Annotated in this window: 16 protein-coding genes; 10 read left to right on the top strand and 6 right to left on the bottom strand. The window is 45.5% G+C overall.

The features are described 5' to 3' along the window. Positions 1–22 precede the first annotated feature (22 nt). From xerD to K0I62_RS15555, 6 genes are all read left to right on the top strand, one after another. Positions 23–934, top strand: coding sequence for a site-specific tyrosine recombinase XerD (gene xerD / locus K0I62_RS15580; RefSeq protein ID WP_220068978.1), 912 nt, complete (start codon positions 23–25; stop codon positions 932–934). A 117-nt stretch (positions 935–1,051) separates the two neighbouring features. Further along, complete coding sequence (gene dsbC / locus K0I62_RS15575) at positions 1,052–1,783, top strand: bifunctional protein-disulfide isomerase/oxidoreductase DsbC (protein ID WP_220068977.1); 732 nt, start codon at positions 1,052–1,054, stop codon at positions 1,781–1,783. A 158-nt stretch (positions 1,784–1,941) separates the two neighbouring features. Continuing rightward, positions 1,942–3,666 (top strand): single-stranded-DNA-specific exonuclease RecJ, encoded by a 1,725-nt coding sequence (gene recJ / locus K0I62_RS15570; protein ID WP_220068976.1) that lies wholly within the window; start codon positions 1,942–1,944, stop codon positions 3,664–3,666. Positions 3,667–5,071: 1,405 nt separating this feature from the next. Beyond that, complete coding sequence (gene rimJ, locus K0I62_RS15565; RefSeq protein WP_220068975.1) at positions 5,072–5,629, top strand: ribosomal protein S5-alanine N-acetyltransferase; 558 nt, start codon at positions 5,072–5,074, stop codon at positions 5,627–5,629. A gap of 200 nt (positions 5,630–5,829) precedes the next feature. Further along, a complete protein-coding gene (locus K0I62_RS15560) occupies positions 5,830–5,982 on the top strand; it encodes a hypothetical protein (RefSeq protein WP_220068974.1) in 153 nt (50 codons plus the stop codon). A 123-nt stretch (positions 5,983–6,105) separates the two neighbouring features. Beyond that, positions 6,106–6,624 carry a hypothetical protein gene (locus K0I62_RS15555; RefSeq protein WP_220068973.1) on the top strand — a complete coding sequence of 173 codons (519 nt, stop codon included), beginning with the start codon at positions 6,106–6,108 and terminating at the stop codon, positions 6,622–6,624. A gap of 431 nt (positions 6,625–7,055) precedes the next feature. Here the strand turns inward: K0I62_RS15555 and K0I62_RS15550 are convergent, their stop codons facing one another. From K0I62_RS15550 to K0I62_RS15540, 3 genes are all read right to left on the bottom strand, one after another. Beyond that, positions 7,056–7,367: a hypothetical protein gene (locus K0I62_RS15550; protein ID WP_220068972.1), complete on the bottom strand. Its 312-nt coding sequence runs from the start codon at positions 7,365–7,367 to the stop codon at positions 7,056–7,058. Positions 7,368–7,909: 542 nt separating this feature from the next. Next, positions 7,910–9,067: a membrane dipeptidase gene (locus K0I62_RS15545; RefSeq protein ID WP_220068971.1), complete on the bottom strand. Its 1,158-nt coding sequence runs from the start codon at positions 9,065–9,067 to the stop codon at positions 7,910–7,912. Between the two features lie 216 nt (positions 9,068–9,283). Further along, positions 9,284–9,955 carry a type 1 glutamine amidotransferase domain-containing protein gene (locus K0I62_RS15540; RefSeq protein WP_220068970.1) on the bottom strand — a complete coding sequence of 224 codons (672 nt, stop codon included), beginning with the start codon at positions 9,953–9,955 and terminating at the stop codon, positions 9,284–9,286. Positions 9,956–10,191: 236 nt separating this feature from the next. Here K0I62_RS15540 and K0I62_RS15535 point away from each other — a divergent pair, with 236 nt between their 5' ends. Continuing rightward, entirely contained in the window at positions 10,192–11,079 is an 888-nt protein-coding gene (locus tag K0I62_RS15535; RefSeq protein ID WP_220068969.1) for a LysR family transcriptional regulator, read from the top strand. Positions 11,080–11,091: 12 nt separating this feature from the next. On the opposite strand, the gene K0I62_RS15530 is transcribed toward K0I62_RS15535, so the two are convergent. Further along, positions 11,092–11,667 carry a TetR/AcrR family transcriptional regulator gene (locus K0I62_RS15530; protein ID WP_220068968.1) on the bottom strand — a complete coding sequence of 192 codons (576 nt, stop codon included), beginning with the start codon at positions 11,665–11,667 and terminating at the stop codon, positions 11,092–11,094. Positions 11,668–11,801: 134 nt separating this feature from the next. Then, positions 11,802–13,226 (bottom strand): coniferyl aldehyde dehydrogenase, encoded by a 1,425-nt coding sequence (locus tag K0I62_RS15525; RefSeq protein WP_220068967.1) that lies wholly within the window; start codon positions 13,224–13,226, stop codon positions 11,802–11,804. A 345-nt stretch (positions 13,227–13,571) separates the two neighbouring features. Here K0I62_RS15525 and K0I62_RS15520 point away from each other — a divergent pair, with 345 nt between their 5' ends. The 3 genes from K0I62_RS15520 to K0I62_RS15510 all read left to right on the top strand — a co-directional run bounded on the left by K0I62_RS15520 (position 13,572) and on the right by K0I62_RS15510 (position 15,061). Then, positions 13,572–13,949, top strand: a complete 378-nt coding sequence (locus K0I62_RS15520; RefSeq protein WP_220068966.1) for a SpoIIAA family protein — start codon at positions 13,572–13,574, stop codon at positions 13,947–13,949. A 158-nt stretch (positions 13,950–14,107) separates the two neighbouring features. Beyond that, positions 14,108–14,539 carry a universal stress protein gene (locus K0I62_RS15515; RefSeq protein ID WP_220068965.1) on the top strand — a complete coding sequence of 144 codons (432 nt, stop codon included), beginning with the start codon at positions 14,108–14,110 and terminating at the stop codon, positions 14,537–14,539. 78 nt (positions 14,540–14,617) lie between these two features. After that, positions 14,618–15,061 (top strand): universal stress protein, encoded by a 444-nt coding sequence (locus K0I62_RS15510; RefSeq protein ID WP_220068964.1) that lies wholly within the window; start codon positions 14,618–14,620, stop codon positions 15,059–15,061. 47 nt (positions 15,062–15,108) lie between these two features. Here K0I62_RS15510 and K0I62_RS15505 read toward each other — a convergent pair whose 3' ends face one another. Then, positions 15,109–15,699: a TetR/AcrR family transcriptional regulator gene (locus K0I62_RS15505; protein ID WP_220068963.1), complete on the bottom strand. Its 591-nt coding sequence runs from the start codon at positions 15,697–15,699 to the stop codon at positions 15,109–15,111. Positions 15,700–15,749 lie beyond the last annotated feature (50 nt).

Raw genomic sequence — 15,749 nt, 5'->3', positions numbered from 1 at the left:
CCGTTTTTTATCTGGAGTCAATGTGACTGAACCTCAGGCATCTTATCAAATCGATCCGTTAATTGAACCTTTTCTCGATGATTTATGGTCGCGTAAAGGGTTAAGTGATAATACCTTGCAAGCTTATCGCAGTGATCTTTGTCATTTTGATCAGTTTGTACAGAAACAACATCAACGGCTACTCGATGTCGAGCAAGAATTGATTCGGCATTATCTCAGCGCGCGATTTGAACAAGGATTTGCTAAAACCAGCAGTGCTAGATTAATTAGCTGTTTACGGGCTTTTTATAAGTACCTTGTAACTAAAAAGCGTATCGATGTTGATCCCGTCGCAATGATTAAACTGCCTAAACTGGCTAGAAAATTACCCGATTCACTTAGCGAGGCGGATGTCGATAGGTTACTTAGTGAACCGAATATCGATGATCCTATTGAATGCCGCGATAGGGCCATGCTGGAGCTGCTCTATGCAAGTGGGTTGCGGGTATCTGAACTCGTGGGTTTAACTATGGAGCAGATGAGTCTGCGCCAAGGTCTGGTGCGAATTGTCGGTAAAGGAAGCAAAGAACGACTAGTGCCCCTAGGTGAAATGGCCGTTAGCGAAATTGAGCAATATTTAGCATCCGCGCGGTTTGAGCTACTTAAGGGGAAGAGTAGTGATGTGGTGTTTCCATCGAAGCGCGGCACTATGATGACCCGGCAAACCTTTTGGCATCGCATTAAGCTGTATGCGTTGCGCGCCGGTATAGTTGTTCATTTATCTCCGCACACTCTGCGCCATGCGTTTGCAACGCACTTGCTCAACCATGGCGCGGATCTTAGAGTTGTGCAGTTGTTGTTAGGTCATAGTGATCTATCGACCACGCAAATCTATACCCATGTGGCGAAAGCGAGATTAGCGCAACTGCACCAACAGCATCATCCGAGAGGTTAAGCGAATAATTTGCTTTAAATGCCTTGAGCATGTAACTTTTCAGCCCTTAGTCGGGTCTAATTAACACGACCATGTTTGGTTTTATTGTTGTAGCCCAAATACTGTACAGGATATCTAATGAACTTTACTCGAGCTCTTACCCTATTATGCGCCATGCTCGTAACGCCATTTACGATTGCAGCATCTAATAGCACCGTCGATAACAGCGAACAATTAAAACAAAAATTATCAGATGCCTTAAGCGTTGAGATCCAAAGTCTGACTCAATCTGCGGTGCCTGGGTTGTATGAAGCGGTCACCAACCGTGGTGTGCTTTACATTAGCCAAGATGGTTCTAAGCTGTTTCATGGCAACTTATATGACTTAGATAATGGTATGAAAAACCTTACAGAAGCAGCTTTAGCTGGTCCTCGTATGGAGATGATTAAGCCATTTGAAAAAAATATGTTGGTCTACAAGGCTAAAGATGAGAAGCATGTTGTTACCGTATTTACCGATATCACTTGTGGTTATTGCCGTAAATTACATAACCAAATGGCGGAATATAATGACCTAGGTATTACCGTGCGTTATTTAGCTTTCCCACGCCAAGGTATACCGTCGAAGAATGCCAATGACATGGAAGCAGTTTGGTGCGCGACCGATCCACTTAAAGCGATGGATGATGCTAAAGCGGGCAAGTCTGTCAGCTCGGCTAAAAACTGTGATGCAAAAATTGCTCAGCAGTATAATCTTGGCCAGACGTTAGGGGTTAATGGTACCCCAGCGATTATTTTAGAAGACGGTACTATGATCCCTGGTTATCAGCCTCCGCAGCAGCTATTTCAAGCATTAGAACGCGTGCAATAATCAATATCGAACCGATGAGAAGGTGAGCTAAGGCTCACCTTTTTTATTGGCAAAAATAGCGGTTCTCCCCTTTGCGAATTCTTCAAGGCAGTTTTGCTGTGTGTTCTGCTGCCGCCTTTGTTATGCTATCGCCATTGTTTTCTTAGGTTGTCTCTGTTGTGATCCATAAGATAGTTCGCCGCCCTAAGGTCGATGATAATCATCTGCCTGCCCATCTTTCCCCCATCTTAAAACAGGTCTATGCCAGCCGTGGTTGTAGCGATGCCGATTGCGAGTTAGCGCTGGCTAACCTGCTGCGGCCTAATACCATGAAAGGCCTTGATGTTGCCGCAAAGATCATTGCCGATGCGATAGCCAATAACACCAAGATATTGATCATGGGCGATTTCGATGCCGATGGCGCGACATCGACCTGTGTCTGCCTGTTGGCGCTGCGGATGATGGGCGCGCAGCAGGTGGATTACCTTATCCCTAATCGCTTTGATTATGGCTACGGCCTGAGCCCTGAGATTGTTACTGTTGCCCATCAGAAAGGGGCGCAGCTACTGATCACCGTCGATAACGGTATCTCATCGATTGAAGGTGTTGCCGCAGCTAAAGCGCTGGGGATGGAGGTGGTGATCACAGATCATCACTTACCAGGGCAAACCATTCCCGATGCCGATGCCATCGTCAATCCTAATCAAGCCGAGTGTCAGTTTGCCAGTAAGTCGATCGCTGGGGTTGGCGTTGCTTTTTATCTGATGTCAGCGCTTCGCGCCGAATTGAGGACGCGAGATTGGTATCAACAATTAAACATTGCTGAGCCTAACTTAGCGAGCCTACTCGATATTGTTGCCTTAGGGACAGTGGCCGATGTGGTGTCGCTCGATACCAACAACCGTATTTTGGTTGATGCGGGATTAAAGCGGGTGCGAGCCGGACGTTGCCGCCCAGGGATCACCGCCTTATTGGAAGTCGCTAAGCGAAATACCTCACGTATTGTCGCATCTGATTTCGGCTTTGCCGTTGGCCCAAGACTGAATGCTGCAGGGCGTTTAGATGAGATGGCACTTGGGGTTGAAACCTTACTGTGTGATGACATCATGCTCGCTCGGCGTATGGCCAGTGAACTCGATAGTCTTAACGCCGAGAGGCGAGATCTCGAAGCCGATATGCAGCAAGAGGCGCTAAAAAGCCTAGAGGCGTTAGCGCTAGACGAAACGGATTTACCTTGGGGAATCGCGCTTTACCAGAGCGATTGGCACCAAGGCGTGATCGGTATCTTAGCCTCGCGCATTAAAGACAAATATCATCGCCCCGTCATCGCCTTTGCCGAAGCGAACGAGGGCGAAATTAAAGGCTCCGCGCGCTCGATAAAAGGCTTGCATATGCGCGACCTACTTGAGCTAATTAATGCCAGACATCCGGGAATGATCATCAAATTTGGTGGTCATGCCATGGCGGCGGGATTATCGCTTAAAGCGGGTGAGTTTGGCCGTTTTGCCACAGCCTATGATGAAGCGGTGCGCGAGCTGTTGGCGCCTGAGCAGTTAACCGGCGAAATCATCAGTGATGGTGAGCTTTTGCCCCATCAGTTGACCATGGATCTTGCTAGAGAATTACGTAATGCTGGTCCTTGGGGACAGAATTTCCCTGAGCCGTTATTCGATGGTTATTTCAGAGTGGTGCAGCAGCGCATTGTTGGCGAGCGTCACCTTAAACTGGTACTGGAGACCGAATGTGGCCAAACCATGGTCGATGCCATTGCCTTTAATGTCGATTTAAAAACCTGGCCCGACGCCACTATCCAGTTTGCCCATGTTGCCTATAAGCTTGATATTAATGAATTTAGAGGTAATGAGAGTTTGCAGTTTATGGTGGAGCAGATAGAACCTAGATAAGCTGGGAGCGCCCAGCTAGGGGCTAGGGGCTAGGGGCTAGGGGTTGCGGAGGTCGAGATGCGAGCTTTAGCGTCTGACGGCGTGGTTGCTGGTTGGGTTTGTTTGAAGCTCGAACCTTCACAGTTGCTTATCGCCTGTCCGGCGAGGAATGTGCAAGCATTCTTTTGGCTCGCTGTCTTCTTGTTCACAAGAGTTATCCCTATACTCTCCACGGCGGCATCTGACGTGAATGGATTCACAAATGCCGCGATGACATGTCAGAGAGCGGCCATGCCGCCAAGGGCCAAAACCGTGCTTACACCTATCTCTAACGCTTCTTCGATTGGACTTCATTTGATACGATTAGTGAGTTAAAGGCTAAGGTACTTTTGCCCCAAAGTTTGGTGGCCTTGGAATGAAGGTTTGGCATTTTTGGGATTAACTTTAGTAGCGTTTGGCTGCATCTTATTTGTTGGGTGTTTTAGAAAGTCACACCTTTGCTGTTACTTAACGCCTATCCGGCGAGGAATGTGTAAGCACTCTTTTGGCTCGCCACGAGCACTTCCATGTGGGCTCTGCGAAATCATCCATGATTTCGAAGGCCAAAACCGTGCTTACACTGGGTTATTTTCTCTCTTCGATTTGACTGCATTTGGTGTGAGTGGCGAGTAAAAAGCTAACGTGTTATTGCCCGAAAGCTTGTTGGCCTTGGAATGAAGGTATGGCATTTCTCTAGTTTGCTTGGTTGGCATTTGGCGACACGCTCATTTATTAAATGAGTTGAAGGTCGTACCTTCATCGCCATCTAACGCCTGCCCGGCGAGGGCTGTGCAGATACGCCTGTGACACGCTGTGCGCCATCCCTGGCCGCTCTGCGGTTTCATCCCTGAAACCGAAGGTCACAGGCGTATCTACACTTGGTATTTAACGTCTCTTCGATTTGGCGGTATTGGTGTGTTTAAGGCGTGAAAGCTAACTGATTTTTGCCCCCAAATGAGTTAACAAGTTGTCGGTGGATCAGTAACGATTAGACTTTCTGGCCTAGAAATTTTCATCGCTACACCCGTGTGATGTAATTCACTATGCCACTTGTATCTACATACTGCCGATCAAAAAACTAGATAAGTATACAGTGATATTCAAATCATCAGGATTGTGAACGATTTTTATCCTATATTCGTGCGCATTTTCTCATTTTGGCTTAAATAAATAGATTTAAAATTAATCACTTATAATATTCGTCAAGTAGATAATAGGTTTGGAAAACGCGCATGCGCGTTTTTCCAGATGGTGTATTTAGCAAAATGCTGATAAGTTCATTACATACAGATAGTTAACTGTGCGCGTTTTTACTGGTCCAACGAGGTAAACGCGCATGCGCACTAATAAAATGTTAGGTGCCACCAAATATCAAACATAGAGTAAAATGAGAATCAAAACAGATAGAACAGTGATTGAAGTCCTCAGCAGTGATGATGCTGAGTTGATGCTGAAATATCACATAGAAAATAAAGATCACCTTGCTCCATGGGAACCAACCAGAAGTGAAGATTATTTCACTATTGAAAATTTCTCTGCAATGCTCAGTGATAATCATAAATCTTATCGAGATAAAACTGCTTTAAAGTTTGCAGCATTAACTCCTGACAGAACTGAAGTGATCGCCGTTTGTAACTTTACAAATATTGTTTTCGGCGCATTTCAAGCTTGTAATCTTGGCTATTCCATAGCGAGGAATCATCAAGGTAGAGGCCTTATGTCAGAGGTTCTGGGCGCAACAATTGCATACGTCTTTGATGAGTTAAATCTTCACAGAATCATGGCAAACTATATTCCCAATAACGCCAGAAGTTCAGCCATTCTGGATAGATTAGGTTTTGAACGTGAAGGGCTTGCTAAATCATATCTGCAAATTGCGGGTAAATGGCAAGACCATGTTCTTACATCAAAAATAAACCCCAAACATCAAGCACCTAACAAGTAAATCGTAGGGACGCCTACGGCGCCCCACATTTAGGCGTTATATGCTACTAAGGGATCTAGACATTGCGTTCAAACTTTAACTATCGTATCGATGCTCCGTTCAATAAAAAGAAACGATTTCTTAGATTTTGTGTTTACTTTGTGCTCATTCCCTTATTCACTGGTTCAATGACTGCAATGATTTATGTGTTAGGAAACCTAATGAATATTGATCTCAATGAACCGATTCGGACCAGTGATTTATCAGGTATAAAAATAGCGATGTTTTTTGGTGCATTTGGACTATCGATATTAACGCTTGCTGGCTTGACTTTATTCATCGCCAGAAAGACGTTCGAGTGGTTTAAAATTTAGTGAAATTGCATATAACAAGGCGCTCAAGCATGGAAAAATACTCGCTGGCCTCCGGCCAATGCGCTAGTATTTTCCGCTTAGCTTGGCGTTAGGAGCAACCATAACAACTTTGGAGAAATTAGCATGAGTAGCTGGCACTGGGTAGGAGTAATCGTGTTTGGAGGCGCACTAGTTGTACTCGGTAATATACAGTACGCAAGGAGTAAAGCTGACGAAGACAGCAAAAAAGTTGAAAAGTCGGCACTTTCAATACTTGAGCCTGAATTATTGAAAAATCATCAGACTGCTTTTCAAATATTGAATGCTCTAAATAATCAAACGATTTCATACTCGCAATTGTCCATGGGTGCATGGAAGGTATGCACAGAAGCCAATTTAATTTCCAATTTGCCGGAAGAAAAGCTCAATAAAATTATTAATGCGTATCAACATATTGAGAATGCAATGTTATTTCATAAAAAGCTAATTGACCATTCAAGCGGCACTGGTGCTGCCATGTCAGGGGCGCCTAAAGTAAGAGAAGTAATAATTAGTAACTTGCAACATGAGCTGAATAATGTAATTGCTACATCGCAGGAGTTGCTTGAAAAACCTGCTCCTAACAAATCAATGCAGCCGACCGCTAACGCGTCGGCTGATTGAGGCGTTAGTCCATAGAAAATTTAATCTGAAATCTGTTAATTAGCGGACAAGGTTCTGCCCAAAAACGATTTAACTTTTGATTATCCGAGTAATACCCGTAAGGCTAAATCGAAGAGATAGAAAACTCGGTGTGAACACAGTTGTGACCTTCCGAGGCATGGATGCCGAGGTAGAGCTCACATGGAAGTGCTCGAACAACGTCCATATCTAAAAGCCAGTTCGCCGTCCATGCCTCTCGTTCGTAAGCACGAAGCTACGCTTCACTCATCGAGTCACAAATGTGTTTGCACGTGAGGCATGCTGCAAGCAATTCAAAACAATGATAATTAATAATGGCTGGCTTATTAATCATTACCTAATTATCAGCCTTGCAGAGGCTTTGGCTCACCTAGATTTCTTGTGGGGCGGCAGGTTACCTGTGATAGCGGCGATTAACTGAATAAGCGATAGCCGTAGTACATTACCAGTTCGATAATCAGAAGAGTAGAGAACGTCAGTGAGCCGATGTATGGCCCCAGCATAGACTTTGGATCGCTGCTGCCCCAAGGATGCCAGATTTTATCGATGATTTTTTCCCAAAACGGATTGGGACGGCGTAACAGCTGGACAAACAGCAGAAAAATGGCGCAAACTGGGAGCAGTAAATAGACCATCTGGTAGGCATAGACCCACCAGTGCAGCAGTGCCAATACCACCACCAATACTAAGCCATATTCATAGGCCTCTCGAAACAGCTTTCCCATCTTTTTGTTCTGTCCTTATATAAATCAGCGTTCGGATTGGCTGACTGTGTGCAGTGAGGCGTGAGTATACCAGTTTAGAAGCCTAGCGATGAGAAAAGCTGTGATTATTGGTGTTGTGTTTATAAGGGGTGGCTAGTCTTGTGCCTCAAGGAAAGCAACAACAAAATAATATATAGACAGCCATAGTTAATGGCATCACTGGCGACCTCCAACTCAGCAAAGTGCAGCAAGCAACTCCAAACTGTGAGGGTTAGCAAGATTAACAATGGCTGGCTATATTTTTTGGTGCACAAGCTTCCCGTAAGGCTAAATCGAAGAGATAGAAAACTCGGTGTGAACACAGTTGTGACCTTCCGAGGGATGGATGCCGAGGTAGAGCTCACATGGATGTGCTCGTAGCGAGTCACAAATGTGTTTGCACGTGGGACCTGCCGCAGGCAATTCAAATCAATGATGGTTAACGCTGGCTTTAGCTAAGTTCAAGTAGAGTAAGCTGCGCATCCCAACTCCACATCATTTAGAGAATTAAAGGTTAACCAGTATTAACCCAATACCTGACTCAACACGCGTTGCCAGTTGCCACCCATGATCTTACTGCGATCGCTGCTGCTAAAACCGGCGATCGATAACGCGCTATCGATTCGCTCCATGCGATCGATATTGTTAAGCTCTGGGATCACCACATGTTCGGGTTCAACATCAAAGCCTAATACGCCGCGAGCGCGCAGGCTATGCCACCACTCTATGTACTCTTTCACTCCCTCGGCATTATTGTTACCCAGTTTAATCAGGTTTTTATGGCCGCGAAGTGGGTAGTCATTGGCAATAGCAACGGCGTCGATACCACCGATGTTGGCCACATGTTTAAGGTGCGCTAAATAATGCTCTGTGGTTGGCGTGTTATCGTTTGTCAGCCAGAAGGTCATCATAAACACCCCAAATAGGCCGCCAGTATCGGCAATGGCTTTAATCACCTCATCGGGAGAGCAGCGAGCATGATTAACGATAGCGCGCACGGCGCCATGGCTTTGTACTATCGGCATACGGCTTGCTTTAGCGGTATCGAGCGCAGATTGTGGGCTAGAGTGACTGACATCGATGAGCATCTTATTGTGATTGAGCTTGTCGATTAACTGATGACCTGCGGTAGTTAAGGGTAAATTGAGCCCTTGCTTGCCATTATTATCTAATGCGCCGCCGCTGAATTTATTGCCGTAGTGATGAGTCAGTTGCAGTACCCGCAGGCCGCGCTGATAAAATTCATCAACCTGATTAAGATCGCTATCGATACTCTCTTCGACACAGTCGGCGCCTTGGATCTGAAATATCACCGCAGTGCGCCCCGTTTCGTGGGCGAGTGTAATATCGCTAGCACTTTTGCCGAGCAGTAGCTTGTTAGGGTTGGCGTTAACCCGAGTTAATGCCTCACTAATGCTGTTAACGCAGGCATTGTAGGTGCGTTTGTAATTGGTGGTGCCGTCGGCTTGTTCAATGGCTTCGATGGCCGAGATATCACACAGGTAGGCATCGAGTTTCGAGGCGCTAAGATCGGCTAAATTATCGGGTAGAAAAGACAGGCCATCGATATAGAGTGGCTTAGAGATGGGCCGTTCAAATGCGCCTAGTGGCGCGAACTGGCTAAGTGTGCCCGCTGCGGCTAATGCTTTGATAAGGTTACGTCTGCTTACTTCGATTGCCATCTAACATTCCTTTGGCTTGTTATTTTTATTTAGTGTTTTAGCACCATTGAGTGCTTGATACTAACATCAAAAATGTGCTCAAAGTAAGCTGGCTGTCTAGCGAATGGGATGAAAAGACGGCTCTGAGAAAGGGCCATCAAGGATAAATAATAAGGTAAAAAAACGCCAGATGAATCACTCCATCTGGCGTATTGCTCGTCTAGCAACTCAGTTCATTTATGCTAGGTGTTTAACGATAGCTCTACCTACTGCTCCTGCACTCGCCGGATTTTGACCCGTGATCACTCGGTTGTCTTCGATAACAAACTCATTCCAAGGTTGCACCTTGTTATAGCGCGCCGCGGTGCGAGTTAACGCCTCTTCAAGTAGGAAAGGAATTTTGTCGATCGTGGCATAATCCACTTCCTCTTCACGGGTAAAGCCTGTCACTGATTTATCGGCAACCAGTTTTTGACCATTGCTTAAGGTAATAGGCAGTAAACCTGCTGGGCCGTGACAAACTGCGCCAATGACGCCGCCGTTCTCATAGTGAGCCGCACTCAATTTAGCGACGCTTTCATCTTCAGCTAAATCAGACAGTAGACCAAATCCACCCGGATAGAAGATCGCAGCGTAATCGTCAATATTGATCTGTGATGCTGGGATGGTGTTGTTGACTCGGGTTTGGAAAGACTCGTTAGCCAAGATTGCGGCATTGACAGCATCACCTTCAATGTCGGTGCCGTAAAGCGGCGCCTTACCGCCCTTTATTGACACGAGATCATATTCAAGACCTGCATCTAACATCTCATGTAGTGCATGAGTCAACTCTGGTGCAAAGGTGCCATTGGCTTCATCTGTGGTGCCTAGGGTCGCATGGTTAGTCAGTAGGATAAGTACTTTTTTCATCGTTAGATAACTCGTTTGCTGAAAGTGGAGCTATTGTAATTGTTGCAGCGTGTTATGATAATTGGCTTAGTTTGCAAATTACTATTGTTATATAGCAACAATGGCTAGGTTGTTTTAGAAAGCATTGTTGTAGCAAGCGCCGTTATAGAAAGCGCTGTTATTGAGTGAGCTGTGCAAGAGGCTTTGGCTTTGTTTGTGTTTCTTTGTTTTTGAATAAGCGGTGAGAGTGAAGCGATATGGATAGCTTTGAAGGTATTGTCGAGTTTATTGCGGTGGCTGAGTCTAATGGTTTTTCGGCAGCGGCTCGCCAGCTTGGGAGTTCGACCAGCCATGTGAGCCGTCAGATCTCGCGATTAGAGACTCGGTTAGGTTGTGCGCTGTTTGCGCGAACCACTCGTAGCGTTAACTTGACTCAGGCTGGGCAGAGTTATTACCAACAGTGCAAAAATTTGCTGGTGGGGTTAAAGCAAGCCAACGAAGAGGTGAGTCAGCAACAGCTCAAGCTCAATGGCACATTAAGGGTCAGCGCCGCAGGCGCATTTGCTGAGCAATATATCGCGCCTGTGTTGATCAAGTTTGCATCAGAGCATCCAGAGTTAACCATAGATATGGATTTTAATAGCCGCATGGTTAATTTTGTCGAAGATGGTATCGACTTTGCTATTCGTTTTGGCACGCTAAAAGACTCTGGTTTGGTGGCGCGTAAGCTGGCGAATCGCGATATGATGGCGGTGGCTAGCCCTGAATATTTAGCTGAGCACAGCGCGCCGAAAATGCCTAATGATCTCAAGCGCCACAGCTGCATTATTTCTAATAATGATCACTGGTTATTCCATCATCCCGAAACTGATGCAGAGCTTAATATTAAGGTGGAAGGGCGTTGGCGCAGTAACAATGTACCCGCCGTTATCGCTGCTGCCGAGCAAGGGTTAGGTATCGCCTATCTGCCCAAGAGTAGCTTTGTCACCTCTCTTGAAAAAGGCAGCTTAACGCCAGTATTAGCACCATACTGGACGAGTGGATTAACCAGCTGGATTGTTTATCAAAATCGACGTTTTCTCCCCATGAGAGCCAGAATGGCTATCGACTATTTGATTGCCCATTTTAAAGATTGGCAAGAGTAAGCTTGCCACATATCAAGTTGCCGCCATGCCATTCCAAAAAAGCTTGAAGCTGGCTTCTCTATGTTTATCGAGCTGCCAGTGTTGTGGGTGGTCGATGAAGTAACGTGTTGCCGCCAGATATTGGCCGTGGCAATTGTCTTGCATTAGCCCAATAGGATAATCGGCTATCAGCCCCTGTTGCTGACCTGTTTCTATTAATGTGGTGATAAAGCCCAAAATGGTATTCATCGCTTGGAAGCGAATCGATGGGTCTATGGTGGGTGACATAGAATAGAGCTGGAAAAACTCCTGCTTAAGTGGGTTGGCTATCGCCCAGCTTAGCGCGCAGAACCACAGATTTTTGGCATTCGTTTTAAGATCGGTCGATTGGGTCGCACTGCCGACGATTGCGTCGGCAAACTCCTGTTTAATCGATAAAAAAAGATAGTCTAATAGCGCGTCTTTAGATGAAAAGTGATGAAACAGCGTGCCCGTTGCCACGCCCGCTTGGCGCGCAATGGCCGCGGTGGTTGTGGTATGAAAGCCCTGGGCAACAAATAGCGCTAATGCGGTATCTAGGATGGCTTGTTTTTTATCGGTAATGCCCATATTTGTCTCTATTTTAGCGCGCCATGAATGGTGATAAATGGCGCTTCGTTGCACTCAAACCGCGTTAGTTAAACTGTGTTAGTTAAACCGTGTTAGTTAAACTGTTTTAATCAATCCGCATTAATCAAAGGGGGTTAGCGTAAAAATAGCTTCATCAACAGTTTCTGTATTGGGTTGCCATAGGGCGGATGCACTAGCTTGCCTGTGTTCAGCTTGCCTCGGCTCAAAATGGTTTTGGCATGGCTCATGGTCAGGAAGCCCTCTTTACCATGATAATGACCCATCCCAGAGGGGCCTATGCCACCAAATGGTGCATCATCGGCGGCGACATGGAATATGGTTTCATTGATGCAAACACCACCAGAATGAGTGTGAGACAAAATATGCTGCTGAGTTGCCTCATTAAAACTCATGATATAGAGCGCCAGCGGACGAGGTCGATCGTTAACATAATCGATAGCGTCATTTAGGGTGTCATATTCGATAATGGGCAGCAGCGGACCAAAGATCTCATCTTGCATCAAAATCATTTCATCGTTGACCTGAGTGATCAATTGGGTTGGGATTTTACGCTGCTGATTATCGATCGCTTCACCGTTGGCCGAGGTGATCTGTGCACCTTTGACTTTCGCATCTTCAAGTATCGTGATGAGCCTATCAAATTGGCGTTCATTGATGATGGCACCATAGTCCGCATTATTGCTAATGGAACCATACATCGCATTGAACTTAGTTTGAAAAGCAAGCTTAAAGCCGTCCACTTTTCCTTTGGGGATTAACACATAATCGGGGGCTACGCAGATCTGGCCTGCATTTAAACACTTACCATAAATCATGCGCTCTACGGCTTCATCGAGTGGCATATCTGGTGCAACGATCACCGGAGACTTACCGCCAAGCTCCAAGGTTACAGGTGTCAAGTTTGCCGCGGCGGCGCGCATCACATGCCGACCCACGGTTGTCGATCCTGTAAACAGTAGATGATCAAAGGGTAAGGATGAAAAGGCGGCGGCGACCTCTGCTTCGCCTTCGATAACGGCAACGAGCGTTTCATCAAATAGACTGCTAAGTAGCTGCTTTAAAACGGCATTAGTATGGGGAGTAAATTCTGAGAGTTTCAACATGGCGCGGTTGCCCGCTGCAAGCGCAGTAATTAATGGACCAATTGATAGCATCACAGGAAAGTTCCACGGTACGATAATACCGACCACGCCCACGGGTTGATATTGAACCGTGATTTTAGCGGGCGCGAGTAACATGCCTGCATGACGACGACTCGGTTTCATCCAGGTTTTAAGGTGCTTAAGGGTGTAGTTGATATTGTTGATGCAGGGCATGATATCGGAGATGCGACTGTCATCTTTCGATCTATGGCCATAGTCTTGACTCAATGCTGTGATAATCGCTTCTTGGCGTGCGAGCAGTGCCGCTTTTAGCGCTTCGAGTTGCTGTTTGCGTTCATCTAATGTTGGGGCCGGTTGTTGTCGATAGCTGGCTTGCTGTTTGGCCAATATCTGTTGCAGTTGCTCATTTGGGTTAAGTTCAAGTGGCATATTCATTAAGCCTTTCCTTATGTAATAGATGGCAAACCTTGGCCAACAATAGTGGCTCCGCGCTAACAGACTTAGATTAAAAAGTCTTACTGCTGTTGAAGTTAACAACAGGGCTGATTGCTTTGTGGAGATGGGGGGAAATCATCATTTATCTCAATCTTTTAACCCCTTCCAATCGGGAAGTACCAGACCGACTAATCAGTCGGTTTAATGTTACCATTTCAAAGCCTGAGGTCAATTATTAATCTATCACCGCAAGATGTGTGACGTTGATCACATTATGTCAATGCTATAAAACTACACTTAAAGAGGTAACAATACGTCTTTATTCATGAACAACAGGAGGTTGGTATGAGCGACGTCATTCATGGTTTCTCTATCGGTATTGAGCGTAATGGCGACCATTTTTATCTGGCACTTAAAGCGGTGGGTAGTTTGTCTCATGATGACTATCAACGTATGACGCCAGTGCTTGAGTCAGCCCTTAGTGGTATTGAAGAACCCGAGATTTATGCTTTAGCAGATATAACGGAACTTAAAGGTATTTCGCTTCATGCCGCTTGGGATGATTTGAAACTTGGTTTAAAACATGGGAAAGAGTTTAAGAAAGTGGCTATTGTGGGTAAAGGTGATCTGCAACAATGGATGGCTCGGGTTGCTAATTGGTTTACACCTGGAGAGTTTAAGTTTTTCGAAGATAAGCAAAAAGCGCTTGAGTGGTTAAGTTAACTTTAAAGCTAATTTGATTTCAATGTTAACTTTGGCTTGTTTAGGGCTAATTAGGTGTTCTGTAGATTTAATTAGACAATTGGTTAGCCTAAAACTCCATCAACTAGGTGTCATTATCCTGTGATATTTTAACTGTGATTAATGCTAAGGAGATTACTATGAGAGCCGGTCCTATTTTATGTCCGACAGATTTTTCTGAGACAGCATCACACGCCCTTGCTTATGCCATTGAGATGGCGAACTTGTATCAGGTTGGCTTTCGATTACTGCATGTGGTTGAGCCGCCAGTAGGTGATGAAAATTTTCAAATCCTTGCGATCACGCCTGATGAGCTAGCCAAGTCAATGGAAGAGTCTGCTGCAGAGAAGATGAAATCGCTGCTGGCAAAACTCGATAGTAACTTAGTCGTTGATACCATGATACGTCGTGGTGAAGCGGTGGCCGAAATCTTGGCGGAAGCCGAAGAAAGCCATGCCGGTATGATAGTGATTGCCAGTCATGGACGTACAGGTATTTCACATTTCCTACATACTAATGTGGCCGAATCAGTCGCTAATAGAGCTAAATGTCCTGTGTTGGTTGTTAAATAGCCATCACATTAATCGTTTATCGACCTGAAAACCTTCACCCAAGGTAAGCCGTGGAAGAAGATGAGGAGGAGAAGGGAGATGCGTACACGTCAAATATTATGCCCGACAGATTTTTCTGAAACGGCATCCCATGCATTAGGCTATGCCGTAGAGATGGCCTCTCTTTATGGGGTCGATTTACGGATCATCCATGTGGTGAGTGAACCCTATGGTGCCCATAACTACGGCATTATCGTCGAGAGTGATGAAGAGCTTGAACAGCACCTACACGCTTATGCTAATGGCAAGTTAGAGCAGATAGTTCAAGATGCCCAAAAGAGTATGCCAGCAGGATTAAAGGTTATTGGTCAAGTAAGGGCTGGCGGTGTTTTAGGCCAACTGATCTTGGACGCTGAAGAGAATGACGTGGGTATGATCGTCATTGCCAGTCACGGCCATACCGGGCTTTCGCATTTGCTTAACCCTAGTGTCGCTGAAGCCTTAGCCAATAAGGCAAAATGCCCTGTGATGGTGGTGAAATAAAGTGACCGAACCTGAGTTTTACGTTAGAGGTAGAAGTGTTGCGATCGCTAGCTAAAGCTTAAGCAGGTATCTTGATAGAGCTGCTCAGCCAGATCTTTTAATACCTCTGGCTCGGGTTGACTGTGGGCAAAAGTGCGTAAACCATAAACTCCCATTACAAAGTATCGCGCCAAATGTAGGCTATTCTTAGTGCTGCTTAGTTCGCCGCTATCTATTGCCGCTTGAAAGTTGTCTGCCAAGGCTTGATGCCAGTTTTGTAAATACTGGTTGATAATGTTGCGCACATCATCATCTTGCTCTGCAAGTTCGTTTAATGCCTTGGTTAGTAAGCAGGCTCTGGCGGTATCACAGCTCAAACACTCTTGCACTATGTTGTCGAGATACGCTTTTAACTGCTTGGTAAAGCCGTTATCAGTATTGAAAAATAACGCAAATTCGTGATTGCGGTCGCTAACATATTGTTCCAAGGCAGCCAGAAGTAATCCACGCTTATTATCAAAAGCGCAGTAGATCGAGCCAGGGTGTAAACCTGTGGCTTTAGTGAGATCTTGCATACTGGTTTTGGCATAGCCTTTTGCCATAAAGGCGGTCATGGCTTGTCTTAACACTTGCTCGCGGTCGAATTCGGCGTTTCGCATCTTCTAATCTATTTTCAACATAATATTGGTTAGTGTACTCATTTTTGAAT

Origin of the sequence: Shewanella psychrotolerans, from assembly GCF_019457595.1 — a bacterium.
Classification (GTDB): domain Bacteria; phylum Pseudomonadota; class Gammaproteobacteria; order Enterobacterales; family Shewanellaceae; genus Shewanella; species Shewanella psychrotolerans.
Note: the sequence above shows the minus strand (reverse complement) of the source record. Positions and strands in the feature narration are given on the sequence as shown.